This is a genomic window from Pseudomonas sp. MS01C9 (assembly GCF_058202755.1).
This window is the reverse complement of record NZ_CM177073.1, coordinates 2,420,229-2,438,111: the sequence shown is the minus strand read 5'-3', so window position 1 is coordinate 2,438,111 and position 17,883 is coordinate 2,420,229. Positions and strand designations below refer to the sequence as shown.

Annotated in this window: 17 protein-coding genes; all 17 read left to right on the top strand. The window is 58.6% G+C overall.

What is annotated here, in order from left to right; all coding sequences use genetic code 11:
• Window positions 1-16: 16 nt before the first annotated feature.
• Complete coding sequence (gene mnmE, locus AC1M7R_RS11210) at window positions 17-1,387, top strand: tRNA uridine-5-carboxymethylaminomethyl(34) synthesis GTPase MnmE (RefSeq protein WP_072397533.1); 1,371 nt, start codon at window positions 17-19, stop codon at window positions 1,385-1,387.
• A 672-nt stretch (window positions 1,388-2,059) separates the two neighbouring features.
• Complete coding sequence (gene mnmG, locus AC1M7R_RS11205; protein ID WP_072459071.1) at window positions 2,060-3,952, top strand: tRNA uridine-5-carboxymethylaminomethyl(34) synthesis enzyme MnmG; 1,893 nt, start codon at window positions 2,060-2,062, stop codon at window positions 3,950-3,952.
• Entirely contained in the window at window positions 3,949-4,593 is a 645-nt protein-coding gene (gene rsmG / locus AC1M7R_RS11200) for a 16S rRNA (guanine(527)-N(7))-methyltransferase RsmG (protein ID WP_072397511.1), read from the top strand. The genes mnmG and rsmG overlap by 4 nt, the downstream gene beginning before the upstream one ends.
• An 18-nt stretch (window positions 4,594-4,611) precedes the next feature.
• The gene (locus AC1M7R_RS11195) at window positions 4,612-5,409 is read left to right on the top strand and encodes a ParA family protein (RefSeq protein ID WP_024777783.1); all 798 of its coding nucleotides are present in this window, start codon (window positions 4,612-4,614) and stop codon (window positions 5,407-5,409) included.
• 9 nt (window positions 5,410-5,418) lie between these two features.
• Entirely contained in the window at window positions 5,419-6,291 is an 873-nt protein-coding gene (locus AC1M7R_RS11190; protein WP_072397508.1) for a ParB/RepB/Spo0J family partition protein, read from the top strand.
• A 148-nt stretch (window positions 6,292-6,439) separates the two neighbouring features.
• On the top strand, window positions 6,440-6,847 hold the full coding sequence (locus AC1M7R_RS11185; protein ID WP_072397497.1) for a F0F1 ATP synthase subunit I: 408 nt from the start codon (window positions 6,440-6,442) through the stop codon (window positions 6,845-6,847).
• 16 nt (window positions 6,848-6,863) lie between these two features.
• On the top strand, window positions 6,864-7,733 hold the full coding sequence (gene atpB / locus AC1M7R_RS11180; protein WP_072397495.1) for a F0F1 ATP synthase subunit A: 870 nt from the start codon (window positions 6,864-6,866) through the stop codon (window positions 7,731-7,733).
• A 134-nt stretch (window positions 7,734-7,867) separates the two neighbouring features.
• A complete protein-coding gene (gene atpE / locus AC1M7R_RS11175; protein WP_003097235.1) occupies window positions 7,868-8,125 on the top strand; it encodes a F0F1 ATP synthase subunit C in 258 nt (85 codons plus the stop codon).
• A 58-nt stretch (window positions 8,126-8,183) separates the two neighbouring features.
• Window positions 8,184-8,654 (top strand): F0F1 ATP synthase subunit B, encoded by a 471-nt coding sequence (locus AC1M7R_RS11170; RefSeq protein ID WP_072397493.1) that lies wholly within the window; start codon window positions 8,184-8,186, stop codon window positions 8,652-8,654.
• 12 nt (window positions 8,655-8,666) lie between these two features.
• A complete protein-coding gene (locus AC1M7R_RS11165) occupies window positions 8,667-9,203 on the top strand; it encodes a F0F1 ATP synthase subunit delta (protein ID WP_072397491.1) in 537 nt (178 codons plus the stop codon).
• A 21-nt stretch (window positions 9,204-9,224) separates the two neighbouring features.
• Window positions 9,225-10,769, top strand: coding sequence for a F0F1 ATP synthase subunit alpha (atpA, locus tag AC1M7R_RS11160; protein WP_072397489.1), 1,545 nt, complete (start codon window positions 9,225-9,227; stop codon window positions 10,767-10,769).
• Between the two features lie 50 nt (window positions 10,770-10,819).
• Window positions 10,820-11,680 (top strand): F0F1 ATP synthase subunit gamma, encoded by an 861-nt coding sequence (atpG, locus tag AC1M7R_RS11155; protein ID WP_072397487.1) that lies wholly within the window; start codon window positions 10,820-10,822, stop codon window positions 11,678-11,680.
• 27 nt (window positions 11,681-11,707) lie between these two features.
• The gene (gene atpD / locus AC1M7R_RS11150; protein ID WP_053149215.1) at window positions 11,708-13,084 is read left to right on the top strand and encodes a F0F1 ATP synthase subunit beta; all 1,377 of its coding nucleotides are present in this window, start codon (window positions 11,708-11,710) and stop codon (window positions 13,082-13,084) included.
• A gap of 45 nt (window positions 13,085-13,129) precedes the next feature.
• Entirely contained in the window at window positions 13,130-13,555 is a 426-nt protein-coding gene (locus AC1M7R_RS11145; RefSeq protein ID WP_072397485.1) for a F0F1 ATP synthase subunit epsilon, read from the top strand.
• 114 nt (window positions 13,556-13,669) lie between these two features.
• Window positions 13,670-15,037 carry a bifunctional UDP-N-acetylglucosamine diphosphorylase/glucosamine-1-phosphate N-acetyltransferase GlmU gene (gene glmU, locus AC1M7R_RS11140; RefSeq protein ID WP_072431321.1) on the top strand — a complete coding sequence of 456 codons (1,368 nt, stop codon included), beginning with the start codon at window positions 13,670-13,672 and terminating at the stop codon, window positions 15,035-15,037.
• 201 nt (window positions 15,038-15,238) lie between these two features.
• A complete protein-coding gene (locus tag AC1M7R_RS11135; RefSeq protein WP_072431322.1) occupies window positions 15,239-16,015 on the top strand; it encodes a DeoR/GlpR family DNA-binding transcription regulator in 777 nt (258 codons plus the stop codon).
• Window position 16,016: 1 nt separating this feature from the next.
• On the top strand, window positions 16,017-17,849 hold the full coding sequence (gene glmS, locus AC1M7R_RS11130; protein WP_490610407.1) for a glutamine--fructose-6-phosphate transaminase (isomerizing): 1,833 nt from the start codon (window positions 16,017-16,019) through the stop codon (window positions 17,847-17,849).
• Window positions 17,850-17,883: the final 34 nt, after the last annotated feature.

Sequence of the window (17,883 nt, the reverse complement as noted above, 5' to 3'; positions counted from 1 at the left end):
TGTCTGGATATCGGTTATGAGCGCACCTCGTGAAACCATCGCCGCCGTTGCCACTGCCCAGGGGCGAGGCGGCGTCGGCATCGTCCGAATTTCCGGTCCCCTGGCCAGCGTCGTGGCCAAGGCCATCAGTGGGCGCGAGCTCAAGCCACGGTTCGCTCACTATGGCCCATTTTTCAGCGATGACCGGCAAGTGCTCGATGAAGGACTCGCGCTCTATTTTCCAGGGCCAAACTCTTTCACTGGGGAAGACGTGCTGGAACTGCAGGGCCATGGCGGCCCAGTAGTGCTGGATATGTTGCTCCACAGATGCCTTGAGTTGGGCTGCCGCCTGGCGCGGCCGGGTGAATTCAGCGAGCGAGCTTTCCTCAACGACAAACTCGACCTGGCCCAGGCTGAGGCGATCGCCGACCTGATCGAAGCCAGTTCAGCGCAGGCTGCGCGCAACGCACTGCGTTCCCTGCAGGGCGCTTTTTCCCAGCGTGTGCATAACCTCACCGAACAGTTGATTGGCCTGAGGATCTATGTCGAAGCGGCGATCGATTTTCCCGAGGAAGAAATCGACTTCCTTGCCGATGGCCATGTGCTGAGCATGCTCGACAAAGTACGCGATGAATTATCCACAGTCCTGCGGGAAGCCGGACAAGGTGCCTTATTGCGAGACGGCATGACCGTGGTGATCGCCGGACGGCCCAACGCCGGCAAATCGAGCTTGCTCAATGCCCTGGCCGGTCGTGAGGCGGCGATTGTCACCGAGATCGCCGGTACTACCCGGGATATCCTGCGCGAACATATCCACATCGACGGCATGCCTCTGCACGTTGTGGACACCGCAGGTTTGCGCGATACCGACGACCAGGTGGAGAAAATTGGCGTCGAACGGGCGTTGAAAGCCATTGGTGAAGCTGATCGAGTACTGCTGGTAGTCGACGCGACCGCCCCGGAAGCAGACGATCCTTTTGCCTTGTGGCCTGAATTTCTCGAAGTGCGCCCGGATCCGGCGAAGGTTACGCTGATCCGCAATAAAGCCGACCTTACGGGAGAAGCGATAGCACTCGAGGTCAGCGACGACGGCCACGTGACCATCAGCCTGAGCGCGAAAGCCGCAGGAGAGGGCCTGGAGTTGCTGCGTGAACACCTCAAGGCTTGCATGGGCTATGAGCAAACCTCGGAGAGCAGCTTCAGCGCCCGACGCCGGCACCTCGAGGCGTTGCGCCATGCCAGCGCGGCGTTGGAACACGGTCGTGCTCAGCTGACATTGGCTGGCGCCGGTGAGCTGTTGGCCGAGGATCTTCGTCAGGCCCAGCACTCATTGGGTGAGATCACGGGCGCCTTCAGCTCCGATGACCTCCTGGGAAGGATCTTTTCCAGCTTCTGCATCGGCAAATAGCACTAGGGCTGTGGGCAGTCTATCCACAGTCCTGGTTTGAATAATTGCCCGTAGGAATCCCACAGGCCTGCTCGCTGGCCGTCATAACGCCCTGGATCGTTATCCCAATCTTCTCTAGCCGGTCCTGGCAACCCGGGCGGCACTCCCTCGCCCATCTTTCTTGGCGGGTGTGGTTACGCAGCACATCGATCCTTCGATGCTGTTACCCGCCAAATAGTCTGCATTCCCTCTCCCAGGCCTGTTCGATGACAGGATCAAGCCCTGTGAATAACCGCGCCTGAGATCCGTTGATAACCCCGCTGAAAAGCCGAGGATAATCGCATCTGTGGATAAGCTATCTACTAATCCACAGGCTTACGGCAGTTATCCAGCCCCCTCCCAGCTACATGACCACAGACTTTTTAAACTCTGTACACCTTGAAAATCGTAGCCTACAGAGATTTATCCACAGGCGGGTGGTTGCATAAGAATAAACATAAAAACAAAGGTTTTATAAATTTCTCTCTTTTTTAATTTTTTAACCGCGAGTTCTCCACAGCTGGTTAAATTTTGTGCAAAGGGTTCTTTAGGAAGGGCGAAGTCCCTATACTTGCCGACCTGGTTCAGAAAACACCCAGGCTAGACTCATAACCTTTTCCGAATTACCTGAATTAAGCAGGCACGAGGTGCGTGGTGGATTTCCCTTCCCGTTTTGAAGTGATCGTCATCGGCGGCGGTCATGCCGGTACCGAGGCAGCACTCGCCTCAGCACGCATGGGCGTCAAAACCCTGCTGTTGACGCATAACGTGGAAACCCTTGGGGCCATGAGCTGCAACCCGGCCATTGGTGGTATAGGCAAGAGCCATCTGGTCAAGGAAATCGATGCCCTTGGCGGCGCGATGGCCATGGCCACCGATAAAGGCGGCATTCAGTTCCGCGTATTGAACAGCCGCAAGGGCCCGGCGGTACGGGCGACTCGCGCCCAGGCCGATCGGGTCCTGTACAAGGCGGCTGTCCGTGAAATCCTGGAAAACCAGCCGAACCTGTGGATATTTCAACAAGCGGCAGACGACCTGATCGTTGAACAGGATCAGGTCCGAGGTGTCGTGACCCAGATGGGTCTGCGTTTCTTCGCCGAATCCGTGGTATTGACCACAGGGACTTTCCTTGGCGGACTTATCCACATTGGCTTGCAGAATTATTCTGGTGGTCGCGCGGGTGATCCGCCGTCCATTGCACTGGCCCAGCGTCTGCGGGAGTTGCCACTGCGTGTCGGACGCCTGAAGACAGGCACCCCGCCGCGTATCGATGGGCGGTCTGTGGATTTCTCGGTCATGACCGAACAGCCGGGCGATACCCCAATACCGGTCATGTCGTTCATGGGTTCGAAGGAGCAGCACCCGAAACAGGTGAGCTGCTGGATCACCCATACCAATGCCCGTACCCATGAAATCATTGCTGCCAACCTGGATCGCTCGCCGATGTATTCCGGTGTGATCGAGGGGGTGGGGCCCCGTTACTGCCCGTCCATCGAAGACAAGATCCATCGTTTTGCAGACAAGGAAAGCCATCAGGTCTTCATCGAGCCGGAAGGCCTGACTACCCATGAGCTTTACCCGAACGGGATTTCCACTTCCCTGCCGTTCGATGTGCAGCTGCAGATCGTGCAATCGATCCGGGGCATGGAAAACGCCCACATCGTTCGCCCAGGTTATGCCATCGAGTATGACTATTTCGATCCACGTGACCTGAAGTACAGCCTGGAAACCAAGGTCATTGGTGGTCTGTTCTTCGCTGGGCAGATCAACGGCACCACCGGCTACGAAGAAGCCGGGGCCCAAGGCCTGCTGGCCGGGACCAACGCCGCACTGCGGGCCCGCGGCCAGGACAGCTGGTGCCCACGACGCGATGAAGCGTACATCGGTGTTTTGGTGGACGACCTGATTACCCTGGGTACCCAGGAACCGTATCGGATGTTCACTTCCCGTGCGGAATATCGCCTTATCCTGCGTGAAGACAACGCCGACTTGCGCCTGACCGAGAAGGGACGCGAATTGGGGTTGGTGGACGATGTACGTTGGGCGGCGTTCTGCAAGAAACGCGAAAGTATCGCGCTGGAAGAGCAGCGCCTGAAAAGTACCTGGGTTCGTCCCGGTACCGAACAGGGTGATGCCATCGCGGCCAGGTTCGGTACGCCGCTGACCCATGAATACAACTTGCTCAACCTCTTGAGCCGCCCGGAAATCGATTACGCCGGGTTGGTGGAGGTCACGGGCGAGGGCGCCCAGGACCCACAGGTTGCCGAGCAGGTCGAGATCAAGACCAAATACGCCGGCTACATTGACCGCCAGCAGGACGAGATTGCTCGTCTGCGCGCCAGTGAGGACACGAAATTGCCTGTGGATATCGATTACACGGTCATATCCGGGCTGTCGAAGGAAATCCAGAGCAAGCTCGGTGCGACTCGTCCGGAGACGTTGGGCCAGGCTTCGCGTATCCCTGGGGTGACTCCGGCAGCGATTTCCCTGTTGATGATTCATTTGAAAAAACGCGGCGCGGGCCGTCAGTTGGAGCAAAGCGCTTGAGTTCGTTGGTCACCTCGCAACACGCCGAAGAGTTATCCACAGGTGCTCGCCAACTTGGGGTATGCCTGAGCGAAACCCAGCATGCGCAACTACTGGATTATCTGGCGCTGTTGATCAAATGGAACAAGGCTTACAACCTGACTGCCGTGCGCGATCCGGATGAAATGGTGTCTCGGCATCTGCTCGACAGTCTCAGTGTGATGTCTTTCATCGAAAATGGCCGGTGGCTTGATGTCGGCAGCGGTGGAGGCATGCCCGGGATCCCCTTGGCGATCCTGTTTCCAGAGGCGCAAGTGACGTGCCTGGACAGTAACGGCAAGAAAACCCGTTTCCTCACGCAGGTCAAACTCGAGCTCAAGTTGGATAACCTCCAAGTTATCCACAGTCGCGTGGAAGCGTTCCAGCCTGCTCTGCCGTTCGACGGGATCATTTCCCGGGCATTCAGCAGCATGGAAAACTTCACCAACTGGACTCGCCACCTCGGCGGTGGGAATACGCGCTGGCTGGCAATGAAGGGCGTTCATCCGGCCGATGAGCTGGTAGCATTGCCGGCAGACTTCCACCTCGATAGCGAACACGCCTTGGCCGTACCTGGTTGCCAAGGCCAACGCCATCTGCTGATACTGCGCCGCACGGCATGATTGGGAACACAAGCAAGAATGGCTAAGGTATTCGCGATAGCGAACCAGAAAGGTGGTGTGGGCAAGACCACCACCTGCATCAACCTCGCAGCATCCCTGGTCGCGACCAAGCGCCGGGTGTTGCTGATCGATCTCGATCCACAGGGCAACGCCACCATGGGCAGCGGTGTGGATAAACATGGCCTGGAAAATTCCATCTACGACGTTCTGATCGGTGAATGCGATCTGGGCCAGGCCATGCATTTCTCCGAACACGGCGGTTATCAGCTGCTCCCGGCGAACCGTGACCTGACGGCGGCCGAGGTGGTACTGCTGGAAATGCAGATGAAGGAAAGCCGCCTGCGCAGCGCCCTGGCGCCCATCCGGGAAAACTACGACTACATCCTGATCGACTGCCCACCATCGTTGTCGATGCTGACGCTGAACGCCCTGGTGGCCGCCGATGGGGTCATTATCCCGATGCAGTGCGAATATTTCGCATTGGAAGGGTTGAGCGACCTTGTGGATAACATCAAGCGCATCTCCGAATTGCTGAACCCGGACCTGAAAGTCGAAGGCTTGCTGCGGACCATGTACGACCCGCGCCTGAGCCTGATGAACGATGTTTCTGTCCAGCTCAAGGAACATTTCGGCGAGCAGCTCTACGATACGGTCATTCCGCGTAACATCCGCCTGGCCGAAGCGCCGAGCTACGGGATGCCGGCCCTGGCCTATGACAAACAATCCCGTGGCGCGCTGGCTTACCTGGCCCTGGCGGGCGAAATGGTTCGCCGTCAGCGCCGTAATCCACGCACCGCCGCCGCCCAGCCAACTTAAGGAAACCCCATGGCCATCAAGAAACGTGGGCTCGGACGTGGACTGGATGCGCTGCTCAGCGGTCCCACCGTCAGTACGCTGGAAGAACAGGCCGTGCAGGCCGACCAGCGCGAATTGCAGCACCTGCCGCTGGACCTGATCCAGCGTGGCAAATATCAGCCGCGCCGGGACATGGACCCGCAGGCGCTGGAGGAACTGGCTCAATCGATCAAGAGCCAGGGCGTGATGCAACCCATCGTGGTGCGCCCGATAGACGGCGGCCGGTATGAGATCATCGCAGGCGAACGCCGCTGGCGTGCGAGCCAGCAGGCTGGTCAGGAAACCATTCCGGCGATGGTACGCGACGTGCCGGATGAAACCGCCATTGCCATGGCGTTGATCGAAAACATCCAGCGTGAAGACCTCAATCCGATCGAAGAGGCAGTTGCCCTGCAACGTTTGCAACAGGAATTCCAGCTGACCCAGCAACAGGTCGCCGAAGCGGTGGGCAAGTCCCGCGTGACCGTGGCCAACCTGTTGCGGCTGATCGCCTTGCCGGAGGTTATCAAGACCATGCTGTCCCATGGCGACCTGGAAATGGGTCATGCACGGGCTCTGCTCGGTTTGCCGGAAAATCAACAGGTTGAAGGGGCGCGACATGTTGTCGCACGAGGCCTCACCGTGCGCCAAACCGAGGCACTGGTTCGCCAGTGGCTCAGTGGTAAACCGGCCCCTGTCGAAGCCCCCAAACCCGACCCGGATATCGCTCGCCTGGAACAGCGCCTGGCCGAGCGCCTGGGCTCTGCGGTGCAGATTCGCCACGGCAAGAAGGGAAAAGGCCAATTGGTGATTGGCTATAACTCCCTCGACGAGTTGCAAGGCGTTCTTGCGCACATCCGCTGAAACAATTGCTCTTGTAGCGCCCAGTCGGAAATCACTACCCGGCAGTTGAATAGGGGCAGAACCGCCCCTATACTCTGCGCGCATTTTGTCGGCACAAATTATGCCAAGTTATTGATTTCAGGCAGCCGACCACTGGAGAGCAAAAGCGATGGAAACCCGCACGCCAAACCGCTTGCCGTTCCATCGTCTGGCAGTTTTTCCGGTCTTGATGACACAGCTCGCCGTTGTACTGATCGCCACGTTGGCGCTCTGGCAATGGAAAGGAGTCGTCGCCGGATACTCGGGTCTTTGCGGAGGCCTGATAGCCTTGCTTCCCAATATTTACTTCGCTCACAGGGCATTTCGGTTTTCCGGCGCCCGAGCAGCCCAGGCTATCGTCCGGTCTTTTTATGCCGGCGAGGCGGGGAAACTGATTTTGACGGCAATGCTGTTTGCATTGACGTTCGCAGGTGTGAAGCCATTGGCGCCGCTGGCTGTATTCGGCGTCTTCGTGCTGACCCAACTGGTCAGCTGGTTCGCTCCCCTGCTGATGAGAACAAGACTTTCGAGACCTTAGGGCGTTTGAGGCACACATGGCAGAGACAACCGCTTCGGGCTATATCCAGCACCACTTGCAGAACCTGACCTTCGGTCAGCTACCCAACGGCGGCTGGGGCTTTGCCCACACCGCAGCAGAAGCCAAGGAAATGGGCTTCTGGGCTTTCCACGTCGATACCCTCGGCTGGTCGGTCGCGCTGGGTCTGATCTTCGTCTTCCTCTTCCGCATGGCAGCGAAGAAGGCCACTTCGGGTCAGCCAGGTGCGTTGCAGAACTTCGTCGAAGTCCTGGTCGAGTTCGTCGATGGCAGCGTGAAAGACAGCTTCCATGGCCGTAGCCCGGTCATCGCGCCATTGGCATTGACCATCTTCGTCTGGGTGTTTCTGATGAACGCCATCGACCTCATCCCGGTCGACTGGATTCCTCAACTGGCCATCCTGATTTCCGGTGATTCGCATATCCCGTTCCGCGCCGTGTCGACCACCGACCCGAACGCGACCCTGGGCATGGCGTTCTCGGTCTTCGCACTGATCATTTTCTATAGCATCAAGGTCAAGGGTATCGGCGGCTTCATCGGCGAACTGACCCTGCATCCGTTCGGCAGCAAGAACATCCTCGTTCAAGCCCTGCTGATCCCGGTGAACTTCCTGTTGGAATTCGTGACCCTGATCGCCAAGCCGATCTCTCTGGCTCTGCGTCTGTTCGGCAACATGTATGCCGGCGAGCTGGTGTTCATCCTGATCGCCGTGATGTTCGGCAGCGGCCTGCTCTGGCTCAGCGGCCTGGGCGTTGCACTGCAGTGGGCGTGGGCTGTGTTCCACATCCTGATCATCACCCTGCAGGCGTTCATCTTCATGATGCTGACCATCGTCTACCTGTCGATGGCGCACGAAGAAAACCATTAAGGCCAGTCTCGACTAGTCTGATGTCCTTCCCGGTCAAACGGGAGGGGGCCGGAACAGGCCACGATGAAACGATTTGTTTTACCGCTTTAAATTAAAAAAACCTAAACCATACGACGTAAAAGTCGGGAGGAAAGATGGAAACTGTAGTTGGTCTAACCGCTATCGCTGTTGCACTGTTGATCGGCCTGGGCGCACTGGGTACCGCAATTGGTTTCGGCCTGTTGGGCGGCAAGTTCCTGGAAGGCGCTGCTCGTCAGCCAGAAATGGTTCCAATGCTGCAAGTCAAGATGTTCATCGTTGCCGGTCTGCTCGACGCCGTAACCATGATCGGTGTTGGTATCGCTCTGTTCTTCACCTTTGCGAACCCGTTCGTTGGTCAGATCGCTGGCTGATTACTCGGATTCTCCGAGTAGATTGGTGTGATGGACAACGTAACTGCGAGGTGTTGGCGTGAACATTAATGCGACCCTGATTGGCCAGTCCGTTGCGTTCCTGATTTTTGTATTGTTCTGCATGAAGTTCGTATGGCCTCCGGTCATCGCGGCTCTGCACGAACGTCAAAAGAAGATCGCAGATGGTCTGGACGCTGCCAGCCGTGCAGCTCGCGACCTGGAGTTGGCCCAAGAGAAAGTGGGTCAGCAACTGCGCGAAGCGAAAGCCCAGGCAGCTGAAATCATCGAGCAAGCCAAGAAACGCGGTACTCAGATTGTCGACGAAGCCCGTGAACAGGCTCGCGTCGAAGCTGAACGTGTGAAGGCCCAGGCTCAAGCCGAGATCGAACAGGAACTCAACAGTGTCAAAGACGCGCTGCGTGCCCAAGTGGGTAGCCTGGCCGTTGGCGGTGCTTCGAAGATCCTGGGTGCCACAATCGATCAAAACGCGCACGCAGAGCTGGTAAACAAACTGGCTGCTGAAATCTAAGCGAGGGCGATCATGGCAGAACTGACCACGTTGGCCCGACCTTACGCTAAGGCGGCCTTCGAGCACGCTCAGGCCCACCAGCAACTGGCCAATTGGTCAGCCATGCTCGGCCTGGCGGCAGCGGTGTCGAAAGATGACACCATGCAGCGCGTGCTCAAGGCCCCGCGACTGACGAGCGCAGAAAAGGCCGCCACGTTCATTGACGTGTGCGGCGACAAGTTCGATGCCAAGGCACAGAATTTCATTCACGTCGTTGCCGAAAACGACCGTCTCCCGCTTCTGCCGGAGATCGCCGCCCTGTTCGACCTGTACAAGGCCGAGCAGGAGAAGTCGGTAGACGTGGAAGTGACCAGTGCTTTTGCATTGAACCAAGAACAGCAAGACAAACTCGCCAAGGTTCTCAGTGCACGACTCAACCGGGAAGTGCGTCTGGACGTTACGGAAGACCCTGCCTTGATTGGTGGTGTCGTTATCCGCGCCGGTGACCTGGTTATCGATGGCTCGATTCGCGGCAAACTCGCGAAACTTGCCGAAGCATTGAAATCTTGAGTTTGAAGGGGCAGCAGAGCAATGCAGCAACTCAATCCTTCCGAAATAAGTGAAATTATCAAGGGCCGCATCGAAAAGCTCGATGTGACCTCCCAAGCCCGTAACGAAGGCACTGTCGTCAGCGTATCTGACGGCATCGTGCGGATTCACGGTCTGGCCGACGTCATGTACGGCGAGATGATCGAGTTTCCGGGCGGCGTCTACGGTATGGCCCTCAACCTGGAGCAAGACTCCGTAGGTGCCGTTGTACTGGGTGCCTACACGACTCTGGCTGAAGGCATGAGCGCCAAGTGCACCGGCCGCATCCTTGAAGTTCCGGTAGGTAAGGAACTGCTGGGTCGCGTCGTCGATGCGCTGGGTAACCCTGTTGACGGCAAAGGTCCGCTGAACAACACCGAGACCGATGCGGTCGAGAAAGTTGCTCCAGGCGTGATCTGGCGTAAGTCGGTAGACCAGCCTGTACAGACTGGCTACAAGGCAGTCGATGCCATGATCCCTGTCGGCCGTGGCCAGCGTGAGCTGATCATCGGTGACCGTCAGATCGGTAAGACCGCTCTGGCGATCGACGCGATCATCAACCAGAAGAACAGCGGTATCTATTGCGTATACGTGGCAATCGGTCAGAAGCAATCGACCATCGCCAACGTGGTTCGCAAGCTGGAAGAGAACGGTGCACTGGCTAACACCATCATCGTTGCCGCCAGCGCCTCCGAATCGGCCGCACTGCAATTTCTGGCACCATACTCCGGCTGCACCATGGGCGAGTTCTTCCGCGATCGCGGTGAAGACGCGCTGATCGTCTATGACGATCTGTCCAAGCAAGCAGTGGCCTACCGCCAGATTTCCCTGCTGCTGCGCCGTCCGCCAGGACGTGAAGCCTACCCAGGTGACGTGTTCTATCTCCACTCCCGTCTGCTGGAGCGCGCATCCCGCGTTTCGGAAGAGTACGTAGAGAAGTTCACCAATGGCGCCGTCACCGGCAAGACCGGCTCCCTGACCGCCTTGCCGATCATCGAAACCCAGGCTGGCGACGTTTCCGCGTTCGTTCCGACCAACGTGATCTCCATCACCGACGGTCAGATCTTCCTGGAATCGGCCATGTTCAACTCGGGCATCCGTCCTGCTGTGAACGCCGGTGTTTCGGTATCCCGTGTGGGTGGTGCCGCTCAGACCAAGATCATCAAGAAGCTGTCCGGTGGTATCCGTACCGCCCTGGCCCAGTACCGTGAACTGGCGGCATTCGCCCAGTTCGCTTCTGACCTGGACGAAGCGACCCGTAAGCAACTTGAGCATGGTCAGCGCGTTACCGAGCTGATGAAGCAGAAGCAATACGCACCTATGTCGATCGCTGACATGGCGCTGTCGCTGTATGCCGCTGAGCGTGGGTTCCTGACTGACATTGAAATCGCCAAGATCGGCAGCTTCGAACAAGCGCTGATTGCTTTCTTCAACCGCGATCACGCCGATTTGATGGCCAAGATCAACGTGAAGGGTGACTTCAATGACGAAATCGACGCTGGCCTCAAAGCCGGTATCGAGAAGTTCAAGGCCACCCAAACCTGGTAAGCCGCAGCGGGAGCCGCAAGGCTCCCGCTTGCTAACCTGATAGGTGTTACATGGCAGGCGCAAAAGAGATTCGCAGTAAGATTGCGAGCATCAAAAGCACGCAAAAAATTACCAGCGCCATGGAAAAAGTGGCGGTCAGCAAAATGCGCAAGGCACAAATGCGCATGGCTGCTAGCCGTCCTTATGCGGAGCGCATCCGCCAGGTGATTGGTCATCTGGCCAACGCCAACCCGGAATATCGCCACCCGTTCATGATCGAGCGCGCCATCAAGCGCGTTGGTTACGTTGTGGTGAGCAGTGACCGTGGTCTGTGCGGTGGCTTGAACACCAACCTGTTCAAGGCCCTGGTCAAGGACATGGCGGTAAACCGCGAACAAGGCGTCGAGATCGATCTGTGCGTGGTCGGTAGCAAGGGTGCGGCTTTCTTCCGCAACTTCGGCGGTAACGTCGTCGCCGCTATCAGCCACCTGGGTGAAGAGCCGTCGATCAATGACTTGATCGGCAGCGTCAAGGTGATGCTGGATGCTTATCTGGAAGGCCGGATCGACCGCCTGTCCGTGGTATCCAACAAGTTCATCAACACCATGACGCAACAGCCAACCGTGGAGCAGTTGATTCCACTGGTGGCGACCCCGGAACAGGAACTCAAGCACCACTGGGACTATCTCTACGAACCCGATGCCAAGGAGCTGCTTGACGGCTTGATGGTCCGCTACGTGGAGTCGCAGGTGTACCAGGCGGTGGTCGAGAACAACGCAGCCGAACAGGCCGCGCGGATGATCGCGATGAAGAACGCTACTGACAACGCCGGTGATCTGATCAGCGATTTGCAGCTGATCTACAACAAGGCGCGTCAGGCTGCGATCACCCAAGAGATCTCGGAAATCGTCGGCGGCGCTGCCGCGGTTTAACGGTTCAAATATTCAGAGGATCCAGCTATGAGTAGCGGACGTATCGTTCAAATCATCGGCGCCGTTATCGACGTGGAATTTCCACGCGACAGCGTACCGAGCATCTACGACGCCTTGAAGGTTCAAGGCGCCGAAACCACCCTGGAAGTTCAGCAGCAGCTGGGCGACGGCGTGGTTCGTACCATTGCGATGGGCTCCACCGAGGGCTTGAAGCGCGGTCTGGACGTCAACAACACTGGCGCAGCCATCTCCGTACCGGTCGGTAAAGCGACCCTGGGCCGGATCATGGACGTACTGGGCAACCCGATCGACGAAGCTGGTCCGATCGGCGAAGAAGAGCGTTGGGGCATTCACCGTCCTGCGCCGTCCTTCGCTGAACAGGCTGGCGGCAACGACCTCCTGGAAACCGGCATCAAGGTTATCGACCTGGTCTGCCCGTTCGCCAAGGGCGGTAAAGTCGGTCTGTTCGGTGGTGCCGGTGTAGGCAAGACCGTGAACATGATGGAACTGATCCGTAACATCGCCATCGAGCACAGCGGTTATTCCGTGTTCGCCGGTGTGGGTGAGCGTACTCGTGAGGGTAACGACTTCTACCACGAGATGAAGGATTCCAACGTTCTGGACAAAGTGGCACTGGTCTACGGCCAGATGAACGAGCCGCCGGGAAACCGTCTGCGCGTAGCCCTGACCGGCCTGACCATGGCCGAGAAGTTCCGTGACGAAGGTAACGACGTTCTGCTGTTCGTCGACAACATCTACCGTTACACCCTGGCCGGTACCGAAGTATCCGCACTGCTGGGCCGTATGCCTTCGGCAGTAGGCTACCAGCCGACCCTGGCTGAAGAGATGGGCGTGCTGCAAGAGCGCATCACTTCGACCAAGCAAGGTTCGATTACTTCGATCCAGGCCGTATACGTTCCTGCGGACGACTTGACCGACCCGTCGCCGGCGACCACCTTCGCCCACCTCGACGCCACCGTCGTACTGTCTCGTGACATCGCTTCCCTGGGTATCTACCCAGCGGTAGACCCACTGGACTCGACTTCGCGTCAGCTGGACCCGAACGTGATCGGCAACGAGCACTACGAAACCGCTCGCGGCGTTCAATACGTACTGCAGCGCTACAAAGAGCTGAAGGACATCATTGCGATCCTGGGTATGGACGAGCTGTCGGAAACCGACAAGCAGTTGGTTGCCCGTGCTCGTAAGATCCAGCGCTTCTTGTCGCAGCCGTTCTTCGTGGCTGAAGTCTTCACCGGTGCTTCGGGTAAATACGTTTCCCTGAAAGACACCATTGCTGGCTTCAAAGGCATCCTCAACGGTGACTACGACCACCTGCCAGAACAAGCGTTCTACATGGTGGGCGGCATCGAAGAAGCGATCGAGAAAGCCAAGAAACTGTAATCCCGGCGCCCGGCAACGGGCGCTAATTTAGGTTGAGGCAATCAGATGGCTATGACAGTCCATTGCGATATCGTCAGTGCGGAAGGAGAAATTTTCTCCGGTCTGGTCGAGATGGTGGTTGCGCATGGTGAGCTGGGGGATCTTGGTATCGCCCTGGGTCACGCACCGCTGATCACGAATCTGAAACCAGGTCCGATCCGCTTGATCAAGCAGGGCGGGGAAGTCGAGGTGTATTACATCTCCGGTGGTTTCCTCGAGGTTCAGCCGAACATGGTCAAGGTCCTTGCCGACACCGTGCAACGTGCTGCCGACCTGGACGAAGCCTCCGCTCAGGAAGCCGTCAAGGCTGCCGAAAAGGCGCTGAGCGAAAAAGGTGCAGACTTCGACTACGGTTCTGCTGCTGCACGTCTGGCCGAGGCTGCAGCCCAGCTGCGCACCGTCCAGCAGATCCGCAAGAAGTTCGGCGGTTAAGCCGTCAGCTTTCTGTGCGATTGATTAAAAAGGGTAGCCTCGGCTACCCTTTTTTCTTTTCTGACACTCATTATCTGGTCGCAGCCGCTGACCACCCAGGATTGGTAGCCAGTCATGTCTCTCGAAATCGTTATCCTCGCGGCCGGTCAAGGCACTCGCATGCGTTCGGCGCTGCCCAAGGTCCTGCACCCGGTTGCCGGTAATTCCATGCTTGGCCACGTTATCCACAGCGCCCGCCAACTCGATCCACAGCGAATCCATGTGGTGATCGGCCACGGTGCCGATGCGGTTCGCGAACGCCTGGCGGCTGATGACCTGAATTTTGTCCTGCAGGACAGGCAACTGGGCACCGGCCACGCGGTGGCCCAGGCCGTGCCGTTCATCAGCGCCGATACCGTACTGATTCTCTACGGCGACGTGCCGTTGATCGAAGTCGATACCTTGCAGCGCCTGCTCGAGCATGTCACCCCGGACCAACTGGGTCTGCTGACCGTCGAGCTGGACGACCCGACCGGTTATGGCCGCATCGTGCGCAATGCCGCTGGCCAGGTTACGGCTATCGTCGAACAGAAAGACGCCAATGAAGCCCAGCGGGCTATCATCGAGGGCAACACCGGGATCCTGGCCGTACCGGCCAAGCGCCTGGATGGCTGGCTGAGTCGCCTGTCGAACAATAACGCACAAGGTGAGTACTACCTGACCGATGTGATTGCCATGGCTGTCGCTGACGGCCTGGTGGTGGCCACCGAACAACCCCTGGACGCCATGGAAGTGCAGGGGGCCAACGATCGCCGGCAGTTGGCCGAGCTGGAGCGCCACTACCAATTGCGCGCGGCCCGTCGCCTGATGGCCCAAGGCGTGACCCTGCGAGATCCCGCCCGTTTCGATGTACGTGGAGAGGTCAGCGTGGGCCGCGATGTGGTCATCGACATCAATGTCATCCTCGAAGGCAAGGTTGTCATCGAAGACGACGTGGTCATCGGCCCGAACTGTGTCATCAAGGACAGTACCTTGCGCAAAGGCGCGGTGATCAAGGCCAACAGCCACCTTGAAGGCGCGGTGATGGGAGAAGGCAGCGACGCAGGCCCGTTTGCCCGCCTGCGCCCTGGCAGCGTGCTGGAAGCCCGCGCCCATGTGGGTAACTTCGTCGAGCTGAAGAATGCTCATCTGGGGGAAGGCGCCAAGGCCGGGCACCTGACCTATCTGGGAGACGCGGAGGTTGGCGCTCGCACCAACATTGGGGCCGGTACCATCACCTGCAACTACGACGGGGCCAACAAATGGAAAACCGTGTTGGGCGAGGATGTGTTCATTGGCTCGAACAATTCCTTGGTAGCGCCTGTGGATATCTCCAGTGGTGCGACCACGGCGGCCGGTTCCACCATCACCCAGAATGTGGATAATGCCCAATTGGCGGTGGGACGGGCTCGTCAACGGAACATCGATGGCTGGAAACGACCGGAAAAGATCAAGAAGCCCTGAAAGTTATCCACAGTCCCATTTGAAAGCGGGCTTGCCTGCGAAATGATGTGTCATTTCACTGCTCCGGTGCCTGACATGCCCCTTCGCGAGCGAGCCCGTTTTTGCATCGAATTTCTGAATTTTTCTTCCTCCGTCTTGACGGAAACTCCGCAATGGGTTTTGATTAGTTACGTTATCTTTCGAATCGAAACTTAGGCCGCCATGTCCAAGCGCAACACACCACAACGTCGCCACAATATTCTGGCGCTGCTTCAAGAGCAGGGCGAGGTGAGTGTGGATGAGTTGGCCAAGCGCTTCGAAACCTCGGAAGTTACGATTCGCAAGGATCTGGCCGCCCTGGAGGCCAATGGCCTGCTGCTGCGCCGTTACGGTGGTGCTGTACCGATGCCGCAGGAGCTGGTGGCGGAAAACGGTCAAACCGTTTCCAAATACAAACAGGCCATTGCCCGGGCCGCCGTGAAGCGGATCCGCGAACACGCGCGGATCATCATCGACAGTGGCAGCACCACCGCCGCCATGATCCCTGAACTCGGCTTGCAGCCTGGGTTGGTGGTGATGACCAATTCCCTGCACGTCGCCAATGCCTTGAGCGAACTGGAACACGAACCGGTGCTACTGATGACCGGTGGCACCTGGGACCCTCATTCCGAATCGTTCCAGGGCCAGGTTGCCGAGCAAGTTTTGCGTTCCTATGACTTCGACCAGCTGTTCATCGGTGCCGACGGCATCGATCTGGTTCGCGGTACGACCACCTTCAACGAACTGCTGGGCCTGAGCCGCGTGATGGCTGAGGTCGCTCGCGAAGTGATCGTGATGGTGGAGGCCGACAAGATCGGTCGAAAGATCCCCAACCTGGAACTGCCGTGGAGCAGCGTCCATACCCTCATTACCGATGATCGCCTGCCCGTGGAGGCACGCGATCAGATTCAGGCCCGCGGCATCCATGTGATCTGCGCGTCTGTCAGCCAGGAGAAATAACATGTGTGGAATCGTCGGCGCCGTCGCTGAACGCAACATCACGGCCATCCTGCTCGAAGGCCTCAAGCGCCTGGAATACCGCGGCTATGACAGCGCCGGCGTGGCGGTTTTCACCAACGATGAACAATTGATGCGCATGCGTCGTCCGGGCAAGGTCAGCGAGTTGGAGCAAGCGCTGGACGCCGAGCCACTGATCGGTCGCCTAGGCATCGCCCACACCCGCTGGGCCACTCACGGAGCGCCTTGCGAGCGTAATGCCCACCCGCATTTCTCCGGTGATCTGGCGGTGGTGCACAACGGCATCATCGAAAACCACGAAGCCCTGCGCGAACAGCTCAAGGCCCAGGGCTATGTCTTCACGTCGGACACCGATACCGAAGTCATCGCTCACCTGCTCAACCACAAGCTCAAGGAACTGGCTGACCTGACCGTGGCGCTCAAGGCGACTGTCAAGGAACTGCACGGTGCCTATGGCCTGGCGGTTATCAGCACCAGTCAGCCAGATCGCGTGGTGGCGGCCCGCAGCGGCAGCCCGCTGGTGATCGGCCTGGGCCTGGGGGAAAACTTCCTGGCGTCCGATCAGTTGGCGCTGCGTCAGGTCACCGACCGTTTCATGTACCTGGAAGAGGGTGACATCGCCGACATCCGCCGGGACAGCGTGCAGATCTGGGACCTCGATGGCAAAGCCGTCGAGCGCGAGACCGTCCAGTACCGTGACGGCGCCGAGGCCGCCGACAAGGGCGAGTTCCGCCATTTCATGCTCAAGGAAATCCACGAGCAACCGGCCGTGGTGCAACGCACACTCGAAGGCCGCATGAGCCAGAACCAGGTGCTGGTCCAGGCGTTCGGTCCACAAGCGGCCGAGTTGTTCGCCAGGGTTCGCAATGTGCAGATCGTCGCCTGCGGCACCAGTTATCACGCCGGCATGGTTGCCCGTTACTGGCTGGAAGAGCTGGCGGGTATTGCGTGCCAGGTCGAAGTGGCCAGCGAATTCCGCTATCGCAAGGTGGTGGTACAGCCGGACACCTTGTTCGTCACCATTTCCCAGTCCGGCGAAACCGCCGATACCCTGGCGGCGCTGCGCAACGCCAAGGAACTGGGCTTCCTCGCCAGCCTGGCGATCTGCAACGTCGGCATCAGTTCACTGGTGCGTGAGTCCGACCTGACCCTGCTGACCCAGGCCGGCCGGGAAATCGGCGTGGCGTCCACCAAGGCGTTCACGACCCAACTGGTGGGCTTGCTGTTGCTGACCCTGTCCCTGGGCCAGGTACGTGGCACGCTGGCGGCGGGCGTCGAGGCAAGGCTGGTGCAAGAGTTGCGTCGTCTGCCGGCTCGCCTGGGCGAGGCGCTGGCGATGGACAGCACCGTGGAAAAAATCGCCGAGCTGTTCGCCGAGAAGAACCACACCCTGTTCCTCGGGCGTGGTGCGCAGTTCCCGGTGGCGATGGAAGGAGCGCTCAAGCTCAAGGAGATTTCCTATATCCACGCCGAGGCCTATCCGGCCGGCGAGCTCAAGCATGGTCCGCTGGCGCTGGTGGACAACGACATGCCGGTGGTCACCGTGGCACCGAACAATGAACTGCTGGAAAAGCTCAAGTCAAACCTGCAGGAAGTGCGTGCCCGTGGGGGCCAGTTGATCGTCTTCGCCGACGAAAAGGCCGGGATGACCAATGGCGAAGGCACCCACGTGGTGCATATGCCGCACATCCACGACATCCTGTCGCCGATCCTCTACACCATCCCGCTGCAGTTGCTGTCGTACTACGTCGCGGTGCTCAAGGGCACCGACGTGGACCAGCCGCGCAACCTGGCGAAGTCTGTGACGGTGGAGTGAGTGGATTGCGCCGGGTGGCTGTACACACACGCTT